General features: G+C 69.7%; 20 protein-coding genes and 1 tRNA gene. 9 read left to right on the top strand and 12 right to left on the bottom strand.

What is annotated here, in order from left to right; all coding sequences use genetic code 11:
* The first annotated feature begins 1 nt into the window (after position 1).
* Together NR810_RS32320 and NR810_RS32315 are read left to right on the top strand one after the other, a co-directional pair.
* On the top strand, positions 2–880 hold the full coding sequence (locus tag NR810_RS32320; protein ID WP_257458278.1) for a DUF4846 domain-containing protein: 879 nt from the start codon (positions 2–4) through the stop codon (positions 878–880).
* A gap of 87 nt (positions 881–967) precedes the next feature.
* Positions 968–2,290, top strand: a complete 1,323-nt coding sequence (locus tag NR810_RS32315; protein WP_257458277.1) for a sensor histidine kinase — start codon at positions 968–970, stop codon at positions 2,288–2,290.
* Positions 2,291–2,302: 12 nt separating this feature from the next.
* Here the strand turns inward: NR810_RS32315 and NR810_RS32310 are convergent, their stop codons facing one another.
* On the bottom strand, positions 2,303–3,532 hold the full coding sequence (locus tag NR810_RS32310; RefSeq protein ID WP_257458276.1) for an outer membrane protein assembly factor: 1,230 nt from the start codon (positions 3,530–3,532) through the stop codon (positions 2,303–2,305).
* A 129-nt stretch (positions 3,533–3,661) separates the two neighbouring features.
* Here NR810_RS32310 and NR810_RS32305 point away from each other — a divergent pair, with 129 nt between their 5' ends.
* Entirely contained in the window at positions 3,662–5,263 is a 1,602-nt protein-coding gene (locus NR810_RS32305) for an alkaline phosphatase family protein (protein ID WP_257458295.1), read from the top strand.
* On the top strand, positions 5,260–6,342 hold the full coding sequence (locus tag NR810_RS32300) for a lysylphosphatidylglycerol synthase transmembrane domain-containing protein (RefSeq protein ID WP_257458275.1): 1,083 nt from the start codon (positions 5,260–5,262) through the stop codon (positions 6,340–6,342). The genes NR810_RS32305 and NR810_RS32300 overlap by 4 nt, the downstream gene beginning before the upstream one ends.
* Before the next feature lie 48 nt (positions 6,343–6,390).
* On the opposite strand, the gene NR810_RS32295 is transcribed toward NR810_RS32300, so the two are convergent.
* The 7 genes from NR810_RS32295 to NR810_RS32265 all read right to left on the bottom strand — a co-directional run bounded on the left by NR810_RS32295 (position 6,391) and on the right by NR810_RS32265 (position 11,828).
* A tRNA-Leu gene (locus tag NR810_RS32295) sits at positions 6,391–6,474 on the bottom strand.
* Between the two features lie 85 nt (positions 6,475–6,559).
* Positions 6,560–6,937, bottom strand: a complete 378-nt coding sequence (locus NR810_RS32290) for a 2Fe-2S iron-sulfur cluster-binding protein (RefSeq protein WP_257458274.1) — start codon at positions 6,935–6,937, stop codon at positions 6,560–6,562.
* Position 6,938: 1 nt separating this feature from the next.
* The gene (gene hscA / locus NR810_RS32285) at positions 6,939–8,783 is read right to left on the bottom strand and encodes a Fe-S protein assembly chaperone HscA (protein ID WP_257458273.1); all 1,845 of its coding nucleotides are present in this window, start codon (positions 8,781–8,783) and stop codon (positions 6,939–6,941) included.
* The gene (gene hscB / locus NR810_RS32280; protein ID WP_257458293.1) at positions 8,780–9,346 is read right to left on the bottom strand and encodes a Fe-S protein assembly co-chaperone HscB; all 567 of its coding nucleotides are present in this window, start codon (positions 9,344–9,346) and stop codon (positions 8,780–8,782) included. Before hscB ends, hscA begins: the two co-directional genes overlap by 4 nt.
* Positions 9,347–9,533: 187 nt before the next feature.
* Positions 9,534–9,935: a HesB/IscA family protein gene (locus tag NR810_RS32275; RefSeq protein ID WP_257458271.1), complete on the bottom strand. Its 402-nt coding sequence runs from the start codon at positions 9,933–9,935 to the stop codon at positions 9,534–9,536.
* A gap of 29 nt (positions 9,936–9,964) precedes the next feature.
* A complete protein-coding gene (gene iscU / locus NR810_RS32270) occupies positions 9,965–10,363 on the bottom strand; it encodes a Fe-S cluster assembly scaffold IscU (protein ID WP_204227161.1) in 399 nt (132 codons plus the stop codon).
* Positions 10,364–10,466: 103 nt separating this feature from the next.
* Positions 10,467–11,828: an IscS subfamily cysteine desulfurase gene (locus tag NR810_RS32265; RefSeq protein WP_257458292.1), complete on the bottom strand. Its 1,362-nt coding sequence runs from the start codon at positions 11,826–11,828 to the stop codon at positions 10,467–10,469.
* 358 nt (positions 11,829–12,186) lie between these two features.
* Here NR810_RS32265 and NR810_RS32260 point away from each other — a divergent pair, with 358 nt between their 5' ends.
* The gene (locus NR810_RS32260) at positions 12,187–13,944 is read left to right on the top strand and encodes an SPFH domain-containing protein (protein ID WP_257458270.1); all 1,758 of its coding nucleotides are present in this window, start codon (positions 12,187–12,189) and stop codon (positions 13,942–13,944) included.
* Positions 13,945–13,948: 4 nt separating this feature from the next.
* On the opposite strand, the gene NR810_RS32255 is transcribed toward NR810_RS32260, so the two are convergent.
* A complete protein-coding gene (locus tag NR810_RS32255) occupies positions 13,949–14,647 on the bottom strand; it encodes a hypothetical protein (protein ID WP_306818673.1) in 699 nt (232 codons plus the stop codon).
* Between the two features lie 2 nt (positions 14,648–14,649).
* Here NR810_RS32255 and NR810_RS32250 point away from each other — a divergent pair, with 2 nt between their 5' ends.
* Positions 14,650–15,009, top strand: coding sequence for a glutathione S-transferase family protein (locus NR810_RS32250; protein WP_257458269.1), 360 nt, complete (start codon positions 14,650–14,652; stop codon positions 15,007–15,009).
* Here NR810_RS32250 and NR810_RS32245 read toward each other — a convergent pair.
* Positions 14,956–16,140 (bottom strand): leucine-rich repeat domain-containing protein, encoded by a 1,185-nt coding sequence (locus NR810_RS32245; protein WP_257458268.1) that lies wholly within the window; start codon positions 16,138–16,140, stop codon positions 14,956–14,958. The genes NR810_RS32250 and NR810_RS32245 overlap by 54 nt on opposite strands.
* A 231-nt stretch (positions 16,141–16,371) precedes the next feature.
* Between NR810_RS32245 and NR810_RS32240 the strand changes: the two genes are divergently transcribed.
* From NR810_RS32240 to NR810_RS52265, 3 genes are read left to right on the top strand one after another with little or no spacing between them, the layout of a single operon-like run.
* Positions 16,372–16,953 (top strand): hypothetical protein, encoded by a 582-nt coding sequence (locus tag NR810_RS32240; RefSeq protein ID WP_257458267.1) that lies wholly within the window; start codon positions 16,372–16,374, stop codon positions 16,951–16,953.
* A 9-nt stretch (positions 16,954–16,962) separates the two neighbouring features.
* Complete coding sequence (locus tag NR810_RS32235) at positions 16,963–18,300, top strand: flotillin family protein (protein WP_257458266.1); 1,338 nt, start codon at positions 16,963–16,965, stop codon at positions 18,298–18,300.
* Positions 18,297–19,550, top strand: a complete 1,254-nt coding sequence (locus tag NR810_RS52265; protein ID WP_306818672.1) for a flotillin family protein — start codon at positions 18,297–18,299, stop codon at positions 19,548–19,550. The genes NR810_RS32235 and NR810_RS52265 overlap by 4 nt, the downstream gene beginning before the upstream one ends.
* Before the next feature lie 69 nt (positions 19,551–19,619).
* On the opposite strand, the gene NR810_RS32225 is transcribed toward NR810_RS52265, so the two are convergent.
* Positions 19,620–20,654 (bottom strand): GspE/PulE/PilB domain-containing protein, encoded by a 1,035-nt coding sequence (locus NR810_RS32225; RefSeq protein ID WP_257458265.1) that lies wholly within the window; start codon positions 20,652–20,654, stop codon positions 19,620–19,622.
* 185 nt (positions 20,655–20,839) lie between these two features.
* Entirely contained in the window at positions 20,840–22,087 is a 1,248-nt protein-coding gene (locus tag NR810_RS32220) for a DUF1990 family protein (protein ID WP_257458264.1), read from the bottom strand.
* Positions 22,088–22,089: the final 2 nt, after the last annotated feature.

The following is a 22,089-nucleotide window of genomic DNA, read 5'->3' as shown; positions in this document are numbered from 1 at the left end:
CATGAGGAAGACGCCCCACCGGCTGTTGGCGCTCGTGAAGCTCGCCGCCCTCCTGGTCCTCCCGGGAGGCGCGCTGGCGGCTCCCTCCGAGCCCCGCGCGCCTACGAAGGAGGAACGGGCCCGCTATCCCTGGCTGTCCGCGGAGCGCTCCATCCGTCCGCTGGGCGAGGCGATTGCTCCTCCATCCGGCTACATGCGGGTGCCGGTAGAGGAGGGGTCCTTCGGCGCGTGGCTGCGGGGCCTGCCGTTGCGTCCGGAGGGGACGCCGGTGCGCGACTTCCGGGGCCAGGAGCTCCGCGCCGGGGATGATGCCTCCGTCGCGGCGGTGGCCGAGCTGGACGTGGGCACGGCCAACCTCCAGCAGTGCGCGGACTCCATCATCCGCCTGCATGCCGAGTGGCAGTGGTCGCGGGGCCAGAAGGAGCGCATCGCCTATCGCTTCACCAGCGGGCACCTGGCCGCCTGGCCTCGCTACGCGGCTGGAGAGCGCGCTCGCGTGTCGGGTTCCAAGGTGACGTGGGTGAGGAGCGGGGCGACGGATGGCTCGCGTGCCTCGTTCCGCGCGTACCTGGACCTGGTCTTCACCTACGCGGGGACATTGTCGCTGGCCACCGAGAAGCAGCGGCCCGGGCGCGAGGACGTGCGGCCGGGGGACTTCTTCGTGCTGGGTGGCAGCCCGGGGCACGCCGTGCTGGTGCTGGACGTGGCGCGCAACGCCGCGGGCGAGCGGGTGGCGCTGCTCGGCCAGGGGTTCATCCCGGCGCAGGACTTCCACGTCCTCTCTCCGGGCGAGGACGGCCCCTGGTTCTCGCTTGAGGCCGACACGGTGGCCACGCCCTACTGGCAGCCCTTCCCCTGGTCCTCGCTGCGCAGGTTCTAGGCCCTCTCGCCTGCTCGCATCCCCAGTGGGCGGATGTCCCTCCACACCCGACCGTGGGGGGACACCCCGTTTAGGTTTGACTCAGTCATGCCCTCGGCGCGGAAAGCGGGTTGGCCTCCCCCTGTCTGGCGGCCGGTGGTCTTCTACGCATTGGTCGCCGCGCTGTGGATCATGTTCTCCGACGTGCTCGCCTCGGCGGTGGTGCGGAGCGTCGGCCACTTCACCCTGGTGGAGATCCTCAAGGGCTGGCTGTTCGTCGCCGCCACCTCGGCCCTGTTGTACGCGCTCATCCAGCGGGATACCTCGGCCCTGCGCCGGTCCGAGGCCCTCCACCGGGCCAGTCTGGAGAGCATGGCGGATGCGCTCTTCCTGGTCGACGCCCAGGGGCGGATCGTGGAGGCGAACCAGGCCACGCTGAAGCTGTTGGGACTCCATCCGGACAGGCTTCCCAAGGACGTCTGCCAGATGCTCACACTGCTCGATATCCGCCATCCGGATGGGAGGCCCCTGGCATGTGACGAGCTGCCCAGCTGCAGGGCCCTGAGAGGCGAGACGGTGCGCGAGGAGGCGCTCGAGCTTCAGCGCCCGAGTGGAGAACGGCTCCACATCAGTGTGACCGCCTCCCCGGTCCTCTCGGGCACGGGACGGCCGCCGGAGCTGGCGGTGGTGGTGATACGTGACATGACCGAGCTCAAGCGCCTGGAGCGGATGCGGGACGAGTTCCTCTCCATCGCCGCCCACGAGCTGCGCACGCCCATCACCACCATCAAGGGGTATGCCCAGCTGCTCGATCGCTGGACACCGGGAGGGCACGAGCCCCGGGAGGGCAGGGCCTTCCAGATCCTCAACCGTCAGAGTGATCGGCTCACCCATCTGGTGCAGGAGTTGCTCGAGGTGTCCCGGCTCCAGCTCGGCCGGCTCGCGTTGCAGCGCCAGCGCTTCGAGCTGGGCGCGCTGGTGGAGGACGTGCTCGAGCGGATGCGCGGTGTCTCCTCCGGGCACCACTTCGTGCTCCATCAGGAGGGCTCCGTGTTCGTGGACGCGGACCCGGACCGGATCGAGCAGGTGTTGGTGAATCTGTTCGACAACGCCATCAAGTACTCGCCCGGAGGGGGAGACATCGAGGTGTCGGTCACGCTCCAGGGCACCCTGGTGGTGGTGTCGGTCCGGGACCATGGGATGGGCATTCCCCGGGAGCGGCAGGGCCAGCTCTTCGAGCGGTTCTATCGCGCCCATGCCGGGCTCGCGTCCGACCGGGGGGGCATGGGCGTCGGGCTGCACCTGAGCGAGCAGATCATCCAGAAGCACGGCGGCCGCATCTGGTTCGAGAGCGAGGAGGGAAGGGGCTCGACGTTCTCGTTCAGCCTGGCCCAGGCCCAGGCCCAGGTCGAGCAGGAGGCGAGGCCCTGAGGCCCGGGAGGCTCAGAACATGTGACCGAAGTTCAGGTACACACGGCTGCGGCCCGTCTCCGGAGACATCGCCCAGTCGAAGCGCACCACCGCCGCGCGCCGGGCCACCCGCACGCCGGCTCCCACGCCTGGATGCCACTTCCACCACGGGCCATCCACCACGTCCGGGTGCCACACACGTCCCAGGTCCACGAAGGCCACGCCACCCACCGTCACCGGCGCCTTGAGCAGCCGGAAGTCGAAGGCCCGCACGCGCAGCTCCGTGTTCGAGAACGCCTTGATGTTGCCCGCGAACCGGTTGCGCTCGATGCCGCGCACGCTGCTCATGCCGCCGATGCCCTCGGAGGTGCTCACGCCGCCCGTGTTCACCCACTCGAAGAAGGGCACCTCGCCGAAGAGCATGTCCAGCGTCAGCCGCTGCGCCAGGAGGATGCGCGGCCCCAGTCTCCAGAAGCGCCGCTCGCTCAGCGTCACGCCCGCGTACTGGTACCGGCTCCACGTGGCGTTCCCCGACACGCGCAGGGCCAGCTCCTCCACGCCGCCTCGCGTCGGGTCCGACTCGTTGTCTCGCGTGTCCCAGAGCACGCCCGCCGCCAGCTGTCCCGTGGGCCCGCCCTCGATGCCCACCGGCCTCTGCTCCTTCAGCAGCGAGGTGTCGAACGTGTCCACCTCCGTGTACCGCCACGAGTAGCCCACGTAGGACTGGAAGGGGTGGTTCTCTCCCCAGGGCCGGCCACGCAGCCGCAGCCACACGCCGGGCGAGCCCTTCTGGTAGTTGAAGCGCTCCTGGTTCTCGTCGCCCTTGAAGTCCTGCGCGGACACGTTGCCCGCCCCGTAGAAGGGGCTGCGCAGCTCGCGCCGGTACTCCAGGCGGAACTCCAGCCGCATGGGCCCGATGAGCTGCGGCCCGTCGTAGCGCAGGTAGTGGTTCTGCTGCCCGCGGCTGGTGAACATCGCCTGGATGGCGATGCCGTGCTGGTACGGGCTGTGGCCCGGCGCGTACAGGTACGCTCCGGCCACGCCTCCATAGGTGAAGCCCAGGTCCGAGTTGTAGCTCACCAGGGGCAGCGCGATGGCGTCGAACCCCTTTTCCTTCTTCTGCGGCAGCTCCTCCTCGGGGGCGGAGGTCGCGGCGGGAACGGCGCTCGGGGCGGCGGCCGTGGCGGTGGCGAGAGTCGTCAACAGCAGCGCGGTCGTCAGCATCACGCTACAAGGTGACACGTCGCCAAGGGGCGGGACCATCTTGACATCAAATGCCCTCGCTCGTCTGGCCGCTCTCCAGCGGGCCTGATCTCATCGCACGGCTGGTGTCCTCCCGGGTGCGCATCTTCCCGGCCACGGATGGGGGAGGGGAGACGAGACGTGCGAGACGTGAACGACATCATCAGCCCGCAGTTGCAGTCCTGGGCCCGCGAGTACGTGCGACGCGTGGGGGCGAAGGTTCCCCCTGTGCCGGCTTCGCGCCGGCGCAAGCTGCTTGTCGTCCATCTGGACGGGGTGCCCAAGGCACATCTGGATGAGGCCGTCCGCACTGGACGGATGCCGTTCCTCTCGAAGCTCGTCCGCTCGGGTACCTACTCCCTGGACGATGCCTTCTGGGGCTCGCCTGCCTCCACGCCCTTCTTCCAGGCGGGCTTCCTCTATGGCCTGCGCCATCCCAACCTGCCCGCCTACAGCTGGTTCGATCGGGAGCTCGGCCGCAAGGTGCAGATGAACACCCCGCGCGACGCGCTCGCCATCGAGGAGCGGTTGGGGCGCCGCGAGGGCGCCAGCCTGCTGGCCGATGGTGGACACACGTACTTCTCGCTCTTCCAGGCCCAGGCCAACAACCGGCTCTGCATGAGCACGCTGGCCAACTTCAAGGTCATGGCGCGCGGCTTCAAGCACGAGATGGAGGGCGTGCTCGTGGCGCGGACGCAGACGCCCCTCTCGTATCTGCGAGGGCTGGGCAAGGACGCGTGGCGGGCCTTCACCGAGGTCTACCGCTGGAGCCGCGCGCTCCGGGACTGGCGCCACGAGGGCGGCTTCCTCATCAGCCGCGTCTTCCTCCAGCGGCTCGGGTGGAGCTTCGCTCACACCAAGGCCCTGGTGGACATGGTGCGGGGCGTGCCCGCCGTGTACCTCGTCTACGGCAACTATGACGAGGTGGCCCACCGCCGCGGCCCCCAGTCGGAGCAGGCGCTCTCGGAGCTGCGGCGCGTGGATGCCTACCTGGCCGAGCTCTACGCCGTGGCCCGGACGGTGGACCCTGGCTACGACCTCGTCTTCCTCACGGACCACGGCCACGTGGACAGCCTCCCGTTGGAGCAGCGCACGAGCCAGCGCCTCGAGGCGCTCCTCCTCCAGGGCGAGGCTCCTCCGCTCTCCGAGGACGTGGCGCGAGGGCTGCTCGATGGCCGTCCGCACCCGGTGGAGTCGGAGCCCTGGGCCACGGAGGAGCCGGTGGTCATCGAGTCCGGCAACTTCTCCCACGTCTACCTGACGCGGGGGCTCCAGCCGCTCGAGGCCGCGCAGCTGGTGGCGCGCCACCCGGAGGTGCTCGCGAGGGCCACGCGCCACCCGGACATCGGCATCGTGGCGATGCGGCGGGGTGACTCGGCGGTGGCGGTCATCAATGGCGGGGTGTACGGGCCGGACGACATCGACAGCGCGCCCTTGTCGACGGAGTTCTCGCGCCGCGCGGTGGCGGACTACCTGCGCGAGCTGCCGCACATGTCCACGGCGGGAGATCTGGTGCTCTTCGGCCAGGCGGTGCGCAAGGGCGGCACGGTGGGCTTCGCCTGGGAGTTCGGCTCGCACGGCGGCCTCACGCGCACGGAGACGTCCAGCGTCATCTGCTGGCCGACCGACCTTCCAGTGGACCTGTCCGGGCTGGGCCACTGCACGCAGCTCCACGAGAGGCTGTCCGAGGTGTACCGCGACGGCGCCCGGCCGGTGGTGTACCCGGACACGAGGTTCGCGGAGGCGACATGAAGGGGCCAGCGGGCCGGACGTACCTCAAGGCACTCGCCGTGCTGGTGGGGGTGGTGCTGTCCGCCATCCTCATCTCCACCGCCTTCTTCCGGTGGAACCTGGGCGGCGACGGGCCGTTGCTCATCCCGCGCTTCTCGTTGGGGAAGTTCGTCCACGACCTGCCCGGCCACCTGCGCTGGCTCATCCCCTTCATGCTGCTGTCGGCGTCCATCATCCCGTTCCGCGCCATGCAGTGGCAGAAGACGCTGGGCAAGCCGGTGCCCATCCGCGAGCGCTACCACCTGGTGGCCATTGGCGCCTTCACCCACAACGCGCTGCCCGGGAAGCTGGGGGACTTCATCCGCTCCTTCCTGTTGTCGCGCACCCAGCGGATTCCCTTCCTGCAGTCGCTGGGCTCGGTGGCGGTGTGCAAGCTGCTGGAGTTCGCCGCGCTGATGGGACTGGTGGCCCTGTCCTTCGTCGGCCCCTTCGGCGAGACGATGGCCCAGTTCTCCGGGGCGCTGCGGGCGGCGGTGGGGGTGTGCGTGGGGCTGGTGGTGCTGGTGGTGCTGCTGGCCCACTATGCGCTGCCGCTCGCCCGGTTGCTGGAGCGCAAGAAGCGGCTGCCGCGGTTGCAGCACCTGCTGGGGCACGTGTCCGAGGGCCTGGGCACCGCGCGCAGCTTCCGGGGCATGGCGGTGGCGCTCCTGTTCTCCATCCCCCCGGTGTTGGCGCCCGCCCTGGGCTACGGGCTGGGCCTGCACGCCCTGGGCATCCACGGGGGCGTCTTCGCGGGCACCGTCATCCTGGGGGCCATCGCGCTGGGCCAGTCGTTCCCCGGGGTACCGGCGGGCATGGGCATCTACTACTTCGTCACCAGCTGGGCGGCGCGGAACCTGGGCGCTTCACCCGAGGACGCGGCGGCCTTCGCCACGCTCACCCACCTGGGCACCGTGGTGAGCCAGGTGGCGGTGGGGGCCCTGTCGGTGCGCATCCGCGGCATCCGGCTGAGGGACCTCCGCAAGGGCGGCAGCCTGGCGCGCGAGGCGGCGAGCCACGTGGCCCACGAGGCCGTGGAGCCCGTCCACGTGCCGAGCTGATGCGGAAAAAGAAAAAGGCCCCGGCTTTTCAGCCGGAGCCTTTTTCAGTGCCCAGGAGAGGACTCGAACCTCCATGCCCTTGCAGGCGCTAGACCCTGAATCTAGTGTGTCTACCAATTCCACCACCTGGGCAGGCGGTGCGTCTCGGCGGTGCGTTGCGTCGACGGGTGCGGTGTATAGATGCCTGAACCGTCCCCGTCAAGCAGTTGTTTCAACCTCACTTCTTCAACGGCCATTTCCCTTCGGACTCGAGCCGGCGCCGGACGGCGGGGTTCTCGTCCATGAAGGCCGTGAGGGACTCTTCGGTAATCTCCACGAAGACGTCCTCATTCCCCAGCTCGGTCTGGCAGGACAGGCGGGAGTACGGGCGCACGTCGAAGCCCATGTCCAGCCGGTCCATCTCCTGGTCCGTCTGCTCGGAGAGGGACTCCAGGCCCTTGCGGACCCAGATGTGACAGGTGGAGCAGGCGCAGACCCCGCCGCAGGAGTGGCCTACCTGGGCGCCGGCCTTCTCGGCGGCGTCCAGCAGGGTGGTCCCCGTCGACACCTCCACGGTGACGTCGTCCAGGGGGCTCTTGAAATGGACCTTGGGCACGTCAGAACTCCTCGACCGAATGGCCCGCGACGACCTTCGTCAGGGCCTGGTTCATCACCCGCTCGACGAAGGGCTTGCACACCTCGTCCAGGGCATGGATGGACTCCTTGAGGGCGTGGTGGTCGTTCCCCTGAGCCACCTCGCGCACCTTCGCCATGGCCGCCTCGATGGTGGCCCGCTCCCCGCCCACCAGCAGCGCGGCGTGCTCCCCCAGCTGACGCCCGGCCTCGGCGAGGACGCGCTCGGCCTCCACCCGCTGCTCGCGCAGCTGGCGCACCTGCACGTCGTCCTCGGCGTGGTCGATGGAGTCGAGCAGCATCTGCTCGATCTCCTCGTCCGTGAGGCCATGGCTGGGCTTCACGGTGATGGACTGGGTGGTGCCGGTGCTCTGCTCCTTGGCCGTGACGGCGAGGATGCCGTCCGCGTCCACCTGGAAGCGCACCTCCACGCGCGCCATGCCGGCGGGTAGGGGTGGAATCCCACTCAGGGTGAAACGCGAGAGGCTGCGGCAATCCTCCACCAGCTCGCGCTCGCCCTGGAGCACGTGGACGTCCAGGCCCGTCTGCCCGTCCTTGAAGGTGGTGAACACCTGGGCGGCGGCGATGGGGATGGTGGAGTTGCGCGGAATCAGCTTCTCCACCAGGCCGCCCATCGTCTCCAGGCCGAGCGACAGGGGGATGACGTCCAGCAGGAGCACCTCGTCCTGCCGGTCCACGTTGGTGAGCAGGTCCGCCTGGACGGCCGCGCCCAGGGCGACCACCTGATCGGGGTCGATGTCGCTGAGGGGCTCGCGGCCGAACAGCTCGGCCACGAAGCGGCGCACCGCGGGCACCCGGGTGGCGCCGCCCACGAGGATGACGCCGTCCAGCTCCGAGGCCGCCACCCCCGCGTCCTTGAGGGCCCGGCGGCACACCACGCCCGTCTTCTGGATGAGCGGGCGGATCCACTCCTCGAAGTCCGGGCGCCGCAGCGTCTGCCGGTGCGCGCCCACGGTGAGCTCCACCTCGGGGGCGTCGGTGAGGGCCTCCTTGGCCTTGCGCGAGGCGGCGAGCACCTCGGCCACCAGGGTGGGGGCGGGGGAGGACTGGCCCATGGCCTCCAGCACGCGCTGGGCGATGGCCCGGTCGAAGTCATCGCCGCCCAGGGCCGAGTCGCCGCCGGTGGACTTCACCTCGAAGACGCCCTCCACCAGCTTGAGGATGGAGACGTCGAAGGTGCCGCCGCCGAGGTCATAGACGGCGTAGGTGCCCTGGCTGCCCTTGTCGAGGCCGTAGGCGAGCGCCGCCGCGGTGGGCTCGTTGAGCAGGCGCAGCACCTCGAGGCCCGCGAGCCGGCCCGCGTCCTTGGTCGCCTGGCGCTGGGCGTCGTCGAAGTAGGCGGGCACGGTGATGACGGCCTGCTCCACCTTGCCGGCGAAGTGGGACTCGGCGCGGCGCTTGATGGCGCGGAGGATCTCCCCGGACACCTCGATGGGCGTCACCGGCTGGCCTCCGGCCACCTCGAAGCGCACCACCTTGCCGCCGCTGGCGAACTTGTAGGCGCCCAGCTTGCGCGTCTCCGCGTCCTCCGGGCTGCGGCCCATGAAGCGCTTCACGGAGATGATGGTGTCGGTGGGGTGCTCGGCCGCGAGCTGCTTCGCTCGCGAGCCCACCACCACGCCCCCATCCTTCCCGTAGTGCACCACCGAGGGCAGGAGGTTCGAGTCTCCCTCGTCCGCCACCAGGCAGCGAGGCTTGCCCTGGATGACGCTCGCCACCAGCGAGTTCGTCGTCCCCAGGTCGATCCCCACCGCGTGCCCCTTGGGCTTCAGCGGGTCATGAATCTGCAGGTAGCCGTTCTTGCTCACGCCAGCATCTCCTCCTCGAAGGCTTCCACCTGCTCGAGGAAGCGCGTGAAGTACCGCACCCGTCCCAGCGCGTGCGATGCCTTTTTCACCGATGACTCGGCCGCAGGCCCCTGCTCCAGGGTGCGCAGCGTGTCCACGGCCTCCTGGAGGGCGGCCTTCTTCCGGCCCTCCACGTCCGTGGCCATCTTCTGGGCCTTCTCCAAATCCTTGGCCTCCATGGCCTCGTCGAGCGCCTCGCGCAGCTCCATCACCTCCTCGAGAAACTCGAGGGGCATGTCCTTCTGCGCTCCGGCGTCCTCCCGCTCCAGGTCCACCCCGTGCACCTTCAGCAGGTAGAAGGCCCGCTTCGTCCCGTCCTTGAGCGTCTTGTAGGCCTCGTTGAGCGCCGTCGTCTGCTCCAGCGAGAGCCGGCGCTCTCGCGCCTCCGCCTGGGCGAACCGGTCCGGGTGCAGCTGGAGGGAGAGCTCCCGGTACTGCTTCTCCAGCGCGGGCACGTCCACGTCGTACGCCCGGGGGAGACCGAAGACGTCGAAGTGCGTGGCACCCGGCGGCCTCGCGGCGATCTTTCCGCAGGCCGGGCAGAACGGGCGCCCCGCCGTGTCCTTTTCACAGTTCCAGCACTTCACCAGCGCTTCCCCTTTCCGGGGCAAAACGAAAGGGCCCGGCTTTCCGCGGCCGAGCCCCCAGATGACTCTCGAAGACCCTCACCCCAGCCCTCTCCCAGAGGGAGAGGGGGCCTTGCTCGGGTCGTTACACGGAGAAGCTCTCGCCGCAGCCGCACGAGCCCTTCACGTTCGGGTTGTTCAGCTTGAACCCCGAGGCCATCAGCGTCGACTCGTACACGATCTCCGTGCCGAGCAGGTACAGGTAGCTCTTCGGATCCACGAACACCCTCACCCCGTCCCGCTCGAAGATCTTGTCCTTCTCGCGCGGCTTCTCCGCCCACTCCATCACGTACGCCAACCCCGAACACCCACCGCCACGCACCGCGATGCGCAGCCCCGCGTCCGGCGTCTGCCGCTCGGCCAGCAGCTTCTTGAGCTGCCCCACCGCGCTGTCATGCAGCGTGATGCCTCGCGCCGGCTTCGCGGCCGGGGCGGCGGCAGGCGTCGTCTGCGTCTGGCTCGTCTGGTTGCTCGCCTGCTCGTTCATCACGTGCCTCCTCCCTTCGGGGCGCTGCACTACGCCTTCTGCTGCCGCGCCTCGCGCTTCTTCTTGAAGTCCTCGATGGCCGCCTTGATGGCGTCCTCGGCCAGCACCGAGCAGTGGATCTTCACCGGCGGCAGCGCCAGCTCGCGCGCCACGTCCTTGTTGGAGATCGTCATCGCCTGGTCCACCGTCTTGCCCTTCACCCACTCGGTGACCAGCGAGCTGGACGCGATGGCCGAGCCGCACCCGAACGTCTTGAACTTGGCGTCCTCGATGATGCCGTCGTCGCTGATCTTCAGCTGCAGGCGCATCACGTCGCCGCACGCGGGGGCTCCCACCAGACCGGTGCCCACGTTGGGGTCCGCCTTGTCGAGCGTGCCGACGTTCCGGGGGTTCTCGTAGTGCTCAATGACCTTGTCGCTGTAAGCCATGGGGATTCCCTTCTGAAGCCTTGTCACCGGGTCCGTTGCCCGCCAATCCCGCCGGGGTCGGGAGCCCGCCTGCCCTCCCACCAGGGGAGGGCGCGCAACGGTGCTAGTGCGCCGTCCACTCGATGCTCTTGAGGTCGATGCCTTCCTTCGCCATCTCGTATAGCGGGCTCATCTCGCGCAGACGGTTCACCTTGTCCACCATGAGCTTGATGACGTAGTCGACCTCTTCCTCGGTGTTGAAGCGGCCGAGGCCAAAACGGATGGAGCTGTGCGCCAGCTCCTCGTCCACGCCGCAGGCGCGCAGCACGTACGAGGGCTCGAGCGAGGCCGACGTGCACGCGGAGCCCGAGGACACCGCCACGTCCTTGATGGCCATCATCAGCGCCTCGCCCTCGACGTAGGCGAAGGAGATGTTGAGGCTGCCCGGCAGGCGGTGCTCCAGCGAGCCGTTCACCGTCACCATGTCCAGCTGGTCCATGATGCCCTTGCGGAGCCGCTCGCGCAGACGGAAGAGGCGCGCGGACTCGTCGGCCATCTCCTGGCGGGCGATCTCCGCCGCCTTGCCGAAGCCCACGATGGCGCCCACGTTCAGCGTGCCCGAGCGCATGCCGCGCTCATGGCCACCACCGTCGATGATGGGGGCGATGCGCACGCGCGGCTTGCGGCGCACGTACAGCGCGCCCACGCCCTTGGGCCCGTACATCTTGTGTGCGGAGATGGACGCCAGGTCGACGTGCATCTCCTCCACGTTGAACGGCACCTTGCCGATGCCCTGCACCGCGTCGCAGTGGAAGAGGATGCCCCTCTGGCGGCACAGCTTGCCGATCTCCGCCACGGGCTGCACGGTGCCGATCTCGTTGTTGGCGAGCATGATCGACACCAGGATGGTCTTGTCGGTCATGGCCGCCTCGAGCTTCTTCAGATCGATCCGGCCATCCTTCTCCACGTCCAGGTAGGTGACGCGCGCGCCACCGGTGGGCAGCTCGGCCCACTGGCGGTACACAGGGTCATTGTCGAGGTCGTGCTTGATGGACAGCTCGGCGAGGTTGTCGCGCGACACGGGCGTGCCGGTGAGCTGGGCCAGCCGCATCTGCCGGAGCTCGTCCAGGCGCTCCTGACGCACGCGCTCCAGCCGCTTGCAGGTGTCGAGCACCGCCTTGTGCTCGGTCTTCAGGGTGATGATGTGGTCACCCTTGTCCTTGTAGAACTCGACCACGCCCTTGATGGCGAGGTTGTCGGACTCGGTGGCGCCCGAGGTGAAGACGATCTCCTTGTCGGACGCGCCGATGAGCGCCGCCACCTGCTTGCGCGCCTGCTCCACCGCCGCCTCGGCCTTCCAGCCGAACGCGTGGTTGCGCGACGCCGCGTTGCCGAAGTCCTCCTTGAGGTACGGCAGCATCGCCTCCAGCACCCGCGGGTCCAGCGGGGTGGTGGCGTGGTTGTCCATGTAGATCGGCAGCTTCAGCATCTCGGTAGACCTTCCAGGCGACTGTCCGGCCCCTCGCCGTGGGTGGGGGATAACCCCGCGACGTTGCTAGGTGCTCCTACATGGACACACCTAATGTGGACTGGACCGGTCAATTATAAAATCGGGACCCCTCTGGTCAAGCCGACATAAGGAGCGGCGGCCCCGAGTCTTTCAACCGCGAATCGGACCGATTCAGTCCTCTATCACGGAGTGGACCGGAGCGGGGCGCTCCATTTCGGAGCACCCGCGCCACCTTGGTGCACCCCGTACGGCCAAGTGCGCGATTTCAGGGCAGCGGGGCGTTGGCCGACAGGCTGCAATTCCGGGAGACCGCGACTTCCGGAGGGATGCGCCGATGGGCACGAACGAGAAGCGGGCGATGAAGCTGAACGCGGTGGGGGCCATGGAGCTGTCGGTGGGAGGGCGGTCGGAGCTGGCGAGGAGCGGGGGAGGCGAGCCGCCCCGGGGTGGGGGGGAGGACCCACACCGGTACCAGGATGGGTGGAGGGCGGGGAAGCCGGCGGAGGATCCGGAGAAGATGAAGAAGTGGGGGCTGGTGACGGCGAAGCCGAGCGAGTTCCTCATCCACATGCGCCGGGGCCGGGTGCGCGAGGTGAGCGGGCAGGGGGCCTCGTGCTTCAAGCTGCCGGGCGACGCGGTGGCGATCGTCCCCACGAGCGTGCAGCGGCTGCAGTTCACCGCGGACCAGGTGACGAGCGAGAAGGTGGGCGTGCAGGTGACGGGCCTGGCGGTGTACCGGATCGTCGACCCGCTGGTGGCCTTCCGGATGCTGAACTTCTCCTTCCCGGAGCGGGCGCAGCAGAAGCTGGCGGAGCTGCTGCGCGAGATGTTCGTGGGCGCGGTACGGCGGCTGGTGGCGAACCTGTCGGTGGAGGAGTGCCTCTCCAAGCGCAAGGAGGGCATCGCCGCGGAGCTGATGCGCGAGATTGCTCCGGTGGTGTCGGGGAAGGGGAGGCTGGAGGACCGGAGCGACACGGGGTGGGGCGTGGTCCTGGACACGATTGAAATCCAGGACGTGCGGGTGCTGTCGGACACGGTGTTCGCGAACATGCAGGCGCGCTTCCGGCAGGAGCAGGAGCGGGTGGCGCGCGAGGCGGAGCTGGCGAAGGAGCGCTTCATCCGGAGGGAGGAGGCGGAGGCGGAGCGGCAGATCGCCCTGACGCGGCTGACGACGGAGGAGGAGGTCCGGCACAAGCGGCAGGAGGCGGAGGAGCAGGCGAAGCTGGAGGCGCTGGCGGTCGAGTCGCGGGTGGAGGAGGCGCGGGTCGCGAAGGAGCGGAGCACGCGGCAGGCGCAGGTGGGGCTGGAGCGGGAGACGGCGCTGGCGAAGCTGAACGCCGAGCTGGAGGTGAGGGAGCAGAAGGCGAAGGCGGAGGAGGCGCAGAAGCTGGCGCAGCTCGAGGCCGAGCGGAGGATGTCGGAGGCGAAGCTGGCGCAGGAGCGGGCGCTGGCGGCGTCGAGGTCCCAGGCGGAGCTGGAGCGGTTGAAGCTGGAGCAGCAGGCGCAGGCGGCGAAGCTGACGAATGAGCGGGCGCTGGCGGCGGCGAAGGCGCAGGCGGAGCTGGAGCGGCTGAAGCTGGAGCAGGAGCAGGAGGCCGCGAGGCTGGCGCACGAGCGGCAGATGGCGGCCGTAAAGGCGGAGGCGGAGCTGGAGAAGCTGCACCAGGAGCAGCAGGCGCAGACGGCGAGGCACACGTCGATGATGGCGGTGTTGCAGCAGGAAGCTGAGCGGGCGAGGGCGCAGGCGAAAGTGGCGGAGGCACGGTGCGCGATTGCCGAGGCCGAGCTGGCGATGGCGGAGATGGACGCTCGCAAGGCTCGGATCATCCAGGACCCGGAGCTGGCGAAGGTACGCGCGCTCAAGGAGATCGACAACACGCTCTCGCCGGAGGCGATCCAGCTGGTGCTGGCGCAGCAGCTGCCGCAGGTGGCGGCGGCGTTCCAGCAGAAGATGGGCGAGGTGCACGTGACGGCGGTGGATGGGGCCAACCCGTTCGGCTACATCGCGGCGGCGGTGGAGGGAGTCATGGGCCTGGCGCGGTCCGCGGGCCTGCAGGTGCCCACGCCGCCGAAGAAGGACCAGCCGGTGTGAAGGTTCAGGAGCGGTGGCGCTCGGCGACGCGGTAGAGCTGCGTGAGGGAGCGGTCCAGCAGTGACTGGCACGAGCGCATGTAGCGGTGGGCTCGGAGATAGGGAAACCAGACGCGAGGGCCGACGCGCACCTGCATCTCCCCGAGCTTCTTGCGCGGTATCCACTGCCCGCCGAGGTTGCGTACCAGGACTTCCCCCAGGTACGCGGCCACGGCGGGCACCGCGTGCTCGTCGATGCGTTCCCGCTCGAAGATCATCGGGAATCGGTCGCGCAGAAAGTGGGCATCGACGTCCGTGAGCGACTCAGGGGTCTCCTTGAAGACGGAGGGCACTTTGGAGTGCAGGAGCGCCACGAGTTGCTCCGAGAGGTGGCCATAGTACTGGCGCACACGCTCCGGGCTCTCCACGTCCGGAGGGAGGGTGGACTCGAGGGGTACCCACTCGTCGGCTTCGGGCGGCTGGTATGCGTTGAGCTCGGTGATCTTGCGCTGGCGTTCGTGGAAGGCGATGTCATCCACCACGCGGGAGAGGAGTGGCGCCACGTCCGGGTGGAAGCGGGGCTCCACGGGGGCGAGCGTGGCGCTGTGCGTGCACCGGACCATCGCGATCACCGAATCCGGAGCAAGCCGATCACTGATCCGGGCCAGGCCGATCATCGACACGGACGTAGGGATGACGGATGCAGTCCAAGGGGGGCGCGCCATTCATGCCTCGCATCTCCAGCGAGGTGAAGAACCACTTCGGCTACATCTCGGGAGCCCTCGCGGAGCGGGACTACCTGGTGGGCAACAGCTTCAGCGCCGCCGACATCCAGATGAGCTTCGTGCTGGAAGCGGCGCGGCTCACGGGCGCCCAGGAAGTCTTTCAATCCCTTCCCAACCTCGGCACCTATCTCGAGCGGTTGCATGCCCGCCCCGCCCATCAGCGCGCCCTTCAGCGTGGCAGGCTCGGCGACACGGGCGGCCAGGACAAGCGCCAACGACTCACGCGCCCCCACCTGGAGGGGCGACCGTCACAGGTACACCGTACATCCGCGCCGCTCGAGCCGCTCGAGCCACCCGGGTAGTGACGACAGCTTGTTCCACCGCAGATCCAGCTTCTGGAGGTTCGGGAGCTCTCTGATGCTCGAGGGGAGGGAACGCAGCAGGTTGCCCCTCAAGTCGAGGTACTCGAGGTGGGTCAACCCGCCCAGCGACTCGGGGAGCGCACCCAGCCTGTTGTTCCTCAAGTCGAGCTCCGAGAGGCGGGTGAGGCCGCCAATCGACTCCGGGAGAGACGTCAATCGGTTGTTCTCCAGGCTGAGCTTCCTGAGACGCGTCAGCCGGCCGATGGACCCGGGGAGCGAGACCAATGCGTTGTTCTTCAGGTGGAGCTCCTTGAGGTTCACCAGCTGGCCCAGCGATTCAGGGAGCACCGCCAACTGGTTGTTGTACAAGCGGAGCTCCGCGAGCGCCTCCATCCCGCCCAGGGTTTCGGGGAGGGCCCGCAGCGCGTTATCCGTGGCGTTGAGATACCGCAGCGCCTTCAGCTTCCCGAGTGACGCGGGCAGGGACGTCAACTGGTTGTCGCTGAGGTAGAGGTAACCCGAGAGACCGGTCAGATTGCCAAGCGACTCGGGCAGGTGGGTCAACGCATTGTGCCCCAGGTCCAGCATTCGTAGCTTCGACAGCGCCCCGATGCCGTCGGACAGGGACGTGAGCTGGTTCTCCGAGAGGTCCAGCGTCTCGAGCTCTGTCAGGTGCCAGAGCGACTCGGGCACCGACGTCAGGCGGTTCCTTCCCAGACGCAGGTCCTCGAGCCCACGCAGACGGCAGAGACCCTCCGGAACGGCCGTGAGCCGGTTGCCCCGCGCGTCCAACCGCTCGAGGCGCGCCAGCCGCTCGATGGCCAGGGGAAGGGAGGTGAGCTGATTGCCGTCCACGAAGAGCTGCTCGAGCCCGGTCAATTGGCCAAGCGACTCGGGGAGCGACGCGAGCTGATTGTCGTCGGCCAGGAGCCGCGTGAGGCGCGTCAAGCGGCCGATGCTCTCCGGGAGGGAGGCGAGCTGGTTTCCCGTCACGTCGAGCTCATGAAGCCCGGTGAGCGCACCGATGGATTCGGGAAGGGCTGCCAGACCGCGGCCCCGGAGCGACAAGGCGGGTCCGGTGCCGCTCTCCGTATTCTGAATCAGGGCCTCGAGGTCGTCTGGGCTCGTCATGAGGCGCATGTACCACCAGGTCGCGCGCCCGCCCATTCCCCGGACGGGAGAGGAATCTCCCACTGGGCGCGGCGAGGGCCTGGGCGGCCAATCGCCCTCCCGGCGCCTGCTGGGCTCGGTGGGTGCCGGGCCGCGCAATCGCGTAGCAGCATACGAATTCGCTCGCCGCGGACATGGCCCGGCCCCAGCTTATTTCGTACCGGGGCATCATCGCCTCGCGCGGAGGGCCACATGTTCGCGCTCTACGTCACGAGCTTCATCATCGGTGGAGGGCTGCTGCTGCTCTCGCTGCTCTTCGGCGGCGAGGCCGGGGGCGTGGACGGGCTCGAGGGCGCAGAGGGCGCCACGGAGGGAGGCGCCCTGGGCCGCGCGCTCCCGCTGGCCTCGCTGTTCTTCTGGACCTTCTTCCTCGCCTTCTTCGGGTTGACCGGGGTGCTCCTGTCCACCCTGGCGCGAGAGGCGGGAACGCTGCTCACCGCGGGCCTGTCGGCGGGCGTGGGGCTGGGCGCGGGGCTCATCGCCTCGCGCGTGCTGCGGGGCCTGGGCCGCGCCGAGGTGGGCAGCGTGGTGCGGCCCGAGGATGTGGTGGGGCGGCTCGGCCGGGTGGTGGTGCCGGTGGGGAGGAATCAGCCGGGCAAGGTGCGGGTGGAACTGAGGGGGCGTACGGTGGACCTCCTCGCCCATGGCGACTCGGTGGTGCCTCTCTCGCCCGCCCACCAGGTGTTCGTGCATGACGTCCTGGCGGACGGCTCGGTGCGAGTCGTCTCCGCCGAGGAGCCTCGCGGCCTCCAGCCACCCCTTCCCGTCTCGTGAGGAGCAGTCATGGACCCGTTCTGGAGCAGCGCGTGGTTCCTCCCCCTGGTGATCGGCGCCGCGGTGCTGCTGGCCGTCGTGGTGGCGCTGCTGGCGGCCAAGGCCCTGGTGCACGTGTGCCGGCCCAACGAGGTGCTCGTCTTCGCTGGACGGACGCACCGTGCGCGGGATGGCGGCCCGGTGGGCTTCCGGGTGGTGGCCGGCGGACGAGCCTTCCGCATTCCCCTGCTGGAGCGGATGGAGCGGATGGACGTGAGCCTGTTGTCGGTGTCCATGACCGTCTCCGGGGCCTACTCGCTGGGCGGCATCCCCCTCACCGTGCAGGCCGTGGCCAATGTGAAGGTGTCCTCCGAGCCCGAGGTGCTCGGCAACGCGCTGGAGCGCTTCCTCGGGCACGGCCGTGCCACCATTACCGAGGTGGCCCGGGAAACGCTGGAGGGCCACCTGCGTGGCGTGCTGGCCACCATGACGCCCGAGCAGGTGAACGAGGATCGCCTCACCTTCGCCGACCGGCTCGCGGAGGAGGCCGGGGAGGATCTCCGCCAGCTCGGCCTGCAGCTGGACACGCTGAAAATCCAGCACGTCTCCGATGAGCGGCGCTACCTGGACAGCATCGGCCGGGTGCGCATCGCCGAGGTGCTGCGCGAGGCGGAGGTGGCCGAGTCCGACGCGGTGCGCGCGGCCGAGGAGTCGGAGGCGGCGGCCCATGCCCGGGCCCGGGTGGCCGAGGCCCAGGCGGAGGCGCGGATCCAGCAGCACCACCATGCCCTGGCCGAGCAGCGGGCCGGGCTCGAGGCCCGGGCGCGCTCGGAGGAGGAGCGGGCCCTGGCGGCGGCCGAGGAGGCGCGCGCGGAGGCGGAGAAGGCGCTGCAGAAGGTACGCGCCGAGCTGGAGGAGCTGCGGCTGAGAGCGGACGTCATCGTCCCGGCGGAGGCCCGGCGGCGCGCCCGGGAGCTGGAGGCGGCCGGGGACGCCGCGCCCGTGGCGGAGAACGGACGCGCCACCGCCGAGTCCCTGGCCCTCGTGTCGGAGGCCTGGCGGGACGCCGGGGGCCACGCGCTGGAGATGTTCGTCCTCCAGCACCTGGAGGAGCTGCTCGGGACCGTGGCGGGCGCCGCGTCCCGGGTGCGGGTGGACACGGTGTCCCTGCTGGACTCGGGGGACGGCGCCACCCTGGCGGGCTACCTGCGCGCGTATCCCGCCGCGGTGGCGGAGCTGCTCCGGGAGGTCTCCTCCACCCTGGGGGTGGACATCCCCGCGGTGCTCGGCGGGCCACCCCGCGAGGCACCCCGCCCTCCGGCGAAGGATGGCTCGGGACAGGACGCGGGAGAGGAGGCCTGGTCATGATGGTGTTCATCGTACTCGTCGTCGTCCTCGCGCTGGCCGCGGCCACGGTGGCCGGGGTGGTGCAGCGGCTGATCCACATCTGCCACCCCAACGAGGTGCTCGTCTTCTCAGGGACGCGGCGGCTCGTGGAGGGGCGGCCCGCGCGCTACCGGTTGGTGCACGGCGGGCGCGGCCTGCTCATCCCCCTGCTGGAGCGCGTGGACTCGTTGGATCTCACCAACATGGTCATCACCGTGAGGGTGCAGGGCGCCTACTCGAAGGGCGGCATCCCCCTCAATGTGGAGTCGGTGGCCAACGTGAAGGTGTCCAGCGGGGAGCCCATCCTCGGCAACGCCATCGAGCGCTTCCTGGGCAAGCCGCGCGAGGAGGTGGTCCGCGTGGCGAAGGAGACGCTGGAGGGCAACCTGCGCGGGGTGCTGGCCACCCTCACCCCCGAGGAGGTCAATGGCGACAGGGCCCGTTTCGCGCAGTGCCTGCTCCAGGAGGCGGACCAGGATCTCAACAAGCTGGGGCTGGTGCTGGACACGTTGAAGATCCAGAGCGTCTCGGACGACCGGGGCTTCCTCAACGCGCTGGGCCGCAAGCAGTCCGCGGCGCTGCAGATGCGCTCGCGCATCGCCGAGGCGGAGAACCGGACCCTGGCGGCCGAGCGCGCGGCGCACAACCGCGAGGTGCGCGAGGTGGCGCGCCTGGAGGCGGAGTTCGCCATGGCGCGCGCGGACGCGGAGCGGCGCATCCTGGAGGCCCAGGCGCGGCGAGCCGCCCGGGTGGCCGAGGAGCGGGGCGCGGTGGCGTCCCAACTGGCGCGGGCCCGGGCGGAGGTGGACGTGCAGCGGGTGCGCATCGAGCAGGTGCGGCTCCTGCTGGAGGCGGACGTCCTCAAGCCGGCCGAGGCGCGGCGTCAGGAGCAGGTGGCGGCGGCTCGCGGGGCGGCCTCCCGCATCGTGGAGGAGGGCCGGGCCACCGCCACCTCCCTCTCGGCGATGGCGCGAACCTGGGAGGACTCGGACGGGTCGGCGCGGCAGATCCTGCTCGCCCAGAAGCTCGCGCCCTTGCTGGAGACCCTGCTCGGCCCGGTGGGGCAGGCGCCCATCGAGCGGCTCACCGTGCTGGACACGCGCCTGGGCGCGAGTGGGGAGCTGTCCTCCCGCGTGGCGCTGATTGGCGAGCAACTCAAGCATGTGTTCGGGGTGGAGCCGCGTGAGCTGCTCCGCCGGCTGGCCGGACCTCCGGCGGCACAGGACGCCTGAAGTCCGGGTGGGAACCGAGGTGTCGGGACGGGGGTCCTCGGGCGGAGACCCGTCCGCGCGTTGAGTGGTTCACCCGGCCCGACGCAGGGCCGTGCGGCCTGCGCTCACCTGCTCGCGAACCGCGGCGATCAACAGGTCCGAGCGCAGGGGGCCGGACAGGAACGCCTGTGCTCCCAGGGCACTCGCCCGCTCCGCGTCACGAGTCCGGCCCGCCAGCAGCAGCCGGGCCTGAATCCCACGCCGCTTCACGCTCTCCACGGATTGCAGCGGCGCCAGGACGACCGCGCTCCCACTCGCTGCCCGTACGTCCTCGGTGCGTGCCACTCGCGCCCGCACGCCCTCGTCCTCCAGCAACTCCAACAACCCCCGGGTTGCCTTGGCACCCCAGCCGTAGACCCAGACCTCCGGCTCGGGTTCCGCCGTGGGCTTCCGTGTCACCTCCACCCTGGGCATCTCCGGCTCGGTGGGCCGAGCGTGCTCAGGGAACTCCTCCGTCAGCGGCAGCATCACCGGCAGGCCGCTCCGCTCGACGGTGGACGCCGGGACGGCTTCCCGCATGATCTGCCCCAGCAACAGGCACTCGGCGCGATCCGTCACCAGCGGCAGGTGCTCATCCGCCTCGGGGAGGGGAATCGGTTCCACCGGACGCCGCGCATCGAGGAGGTGGGGATAGTAGAGCCGCTCGATGGCCTGGGAGATGGCGGCATCGGTCGCCAGCAGCGTCACCACCCGCGCCTTGCCGGTCACCCGCGCCACTTCATCCAGGGCGGTCGGATCCGCTGGCGCCGCGGTGGCCACCACCAGCACGGAGTCTCGCGGTCCTTCCTGCCGGAGGGGGATGACACGGCACGCTTCCGCCACTCGCGCGGGCAGCAATTCCGTCAACTGTGAGTCCAGCGGCTCCGCGTCCAGGTCCAGCGTCGGGAGCTGTACCTGGCTGGCCAGGAGCTCGAGCACCTGCTGTGCGGTGCAGAAACCCATGTCCACCACCACCTGCCCCAATGGCACGCCCCACTTGTTGTGGAAGCCCAGTGCCGCACGCAGCTGCAGCTCGTCGACGAGCCCGTTCTCCCGAAGCAGATCTCCCAGCCGTTTCTTCCGCATCGTCACGCCCTCGGGTTGTCCTCGTTCAACCCTTCTGCGTCCGGCGTGCCATGCCAGGAACGTTTCCCTACGGCTGGGAGCCTCCCTGTTTTCAGGTGCTTGCATCCTCCCCATGCGCATCTGCCCGGTGACACCGGTCATCAGCTGGTGACTGTCGTCACCAGTCGCCCTCGTTGCATTGGCCGTCAATGCATGGCGGCGAGGAGCCTCGTTCCGAGCACGAGGGCCGCGGCGTCCTCCACCAGCCCGGCCACCACATTCGGGAGGCCCAGCCGGCGCGTCGCGAGCTGCCTCAGCTTGTAGAAGGCGAAGGACGAGGCCACGGCCGCCGCCGCGCCGAGCAGGGCACGGCCCGCGGACGGACGCCGGTGTGGAGCGGCCACGGCGGCGCCGGTCAGTGCGCCGGAGAGGGCTCGCGCCACCAGGGCGGGCGGCGAGATGCGTGAGGGAATCCACGAGGTCTTGTCCGCCGCCAGCTCGCCGATGGCCAGCACCCCCAGCACTCGCGAGGTCCGCCTCGAGGCGAGCGCATGGGCGCGTCCCTCGGGCGCCTCGACGGGCTCCCGCGAGAGCAGGTGGCTCAGGAGGGCGGGGGCGCTGAGGGCCCTCATCCCGGCCAGCACCCCGAAGCCCACGGGGAGCAACAGCCGGTCCCGTCTGACGCGCTCCACTTCTCGCTCCACGCCGGAGAGGCGTTGGCCCATTCCCCTCTGGGAATAGAACTGTACCGGCTTCAACGCGATCTTCAGATCCGCCAGGTGTGGCTCCGGGAGGGGCGGGCCTCCGGCCTTGCCGTGCCGCTCCAGGAGACCGGTACGCAACAGCTCTCGCAGCCGCGCGTGGGCCAGGTGGTGCCAGGCGCGTTGGTAGCGCCGCCCCATCAGCGCGAAGCCCAGCCGGCTCCACCAGTTGGGGAAATGGCCCTCTCTCCAGGAGGCCTTGATGTGGAAGCGCAGCTCCCCGCTGCGGTGGTCCTTGCTGAGGAGGAACCACTCCCGCCCTGCCTCGATGTGCCCCCACAGGGTGTCGAAGCGGAAGCCGAACACGGTCCGCTCGCCCTCGTCGCCCGAGCGGATCGCGCCGACACGCACGGGGCAGAGGTAGTGCAGTCCCACGGACTTCAGCTCGAGCAGCACCGGGCGCCCCTGGAGCGGCGTGGCGGCGTCGAAGTATCCGTGCACGACGCGAGGATCGGAGAAGCCCAGGTCCAGGATGGCGTGCTTCAGCTGGGCAAAGGCGTCGTCCCCGGAGGGCGGGCCCGGCCGCTCATGGGCGAGGACGGCCTGGGACTCCACCTGGCTCCAGCCGTTCTCGAGCGTCATCTCCTCCTCGGCTACCTCGAAGTTGAGGGGGAGGGTGGAGGCCCGCGCGAGCCGCGCCGTTATCTCGTCCTCCGACCAGCTCCGCAGCCAGCGCCACTCGACATCCGTCATGT

The sequence above is a fragment of the Archangium lipolyticum genome, from assembly GCF_024623785.1.
In the GTDB taxonomy this organism is placed as follows: domain Bacteria; phylum Myxococcota; class Myxococcia; order Myxococcales; family Myxococcaceae; genus Archangium; species Archangium lipolyticum.
Note: the sequence above shows the minus strand (reverse complement) of the source record. Positions and strands in the feature narration are given on the sequence as shown.

What these genes read in the sequence shown, in the direction of transcription:
- NR810_RS32320 (WP_257458278.1), top strand. Translation starts at nt 2, where the DNA reads ATGAGGAAGACGCCCCACCGGCTGTTGGCGCTCGTGAAGCTCGCCGCC.
- NR810_RS32315 (WP_257458277.1), top strand. Translation starts at nt 968, where the DNA reads ATGCCCTCGGCGCGGAAAGCGGGTTGGCCTCCCCCTGTCTGGCGGCCG.
- NR810_RS32310 (WP_257458276.1), bottom strand. Translation starts at nt 3,532, where the DNA reads ATGGTCCCGCCCCTTGGCGACGTGTCACCTTGTAGCGTGATGCTGACG.
- NR810_RS32300 (WP_257458275.1), top strand. Translation starts at nt 5,260, where the DNA reads ATGAAGGGGCCAGCGGGCCGGACGTACCTCAAGGCACTCGCCGTGCTG.
- NR810_RS32275 (WP_257458271.1), bottom strand. Translation starts at nt 9,935, where the DNA reads ATGAACGAGCAGGCGAGCAACCAGACGAGCCAGACGCAGACGACGCCT.
- iscU (WP_204227161.1), bottom strand. Translation starts at nt 10,363, where the DNA reads ATGGCTTACAGCGACAAGGTCATTGAGCACTACGAGAACCCCCGGAAC.
- NR810_RS32260 (WP_257458270.1), top strand. Translation starts at nt 12,187, where the DNA reads ATGGGCACGAACGAGAAGCGGGCGATGAAGCTGAACGCGGTGGGGGCC.
- NR810_RS32255 (WP_306818673.1), bottom strand. Translation starts at nt 14,647, where the DNA reads ATGGCGCGCCCCCCTTGGACTGCATCCGTCATCCCTACGTCCGTGTCG.
- NR810_RS32250 (WP_257458269.1), top strand. Translation starts at nt 14,650, where the DNA reads ATGCCTCGCATCTCCAGCGAGGTGAAGAACCACTTCGGCTACATCTCG.
- NR810_RS32245 (WP_257458268.1), bottom strand. Translation starts at nt 16,140, where the DNA reads ATGACGAGCCCAGACGACCTCGAGGCCCTGATTCAGAATACGGAGAGC.
- NR810_RS32240 (WP_257458267.1), top strand. Translation starts at nt 16,372, where the DNA reads ATGTTCGCGCTCTACGTCACGAGCTTCATCATCGGTGGAGGGCTGCTG.
- NR810_RS32235 (WP_257458266.1), top strand. Translation starts at nt 16,963, where the DNA reads ATGGACCCGTTCTGGAGCAGCGCGTGGTTCCTCCCCCTGGTGATCGGC.
- NR810_RS52265 (WP_306818672.1), top strand. Translation starts at nt 18,297, where the DNA reads ATGATGGTGTTCATCGTACTCGTCGTCGTCCTCGCGCTGGCCGCGGCC.
- NR810_RS32225 (WP_257458265.1), bottom strand. Translation starts at nt 20,654, where the DNA reads ATGCGGAAGAAACGGCTGGGAGATCTGCTTCGGGAGAACGGGCTCGTC.
- NR810_RS32220 (WP_257458264.1), bottom strand. Translation starts at nt 22,087, where the DNA reads ATGACGGATGTCGAGTGGCGCTGGCTGCGGAGCTGGTCGGAGGACGAG.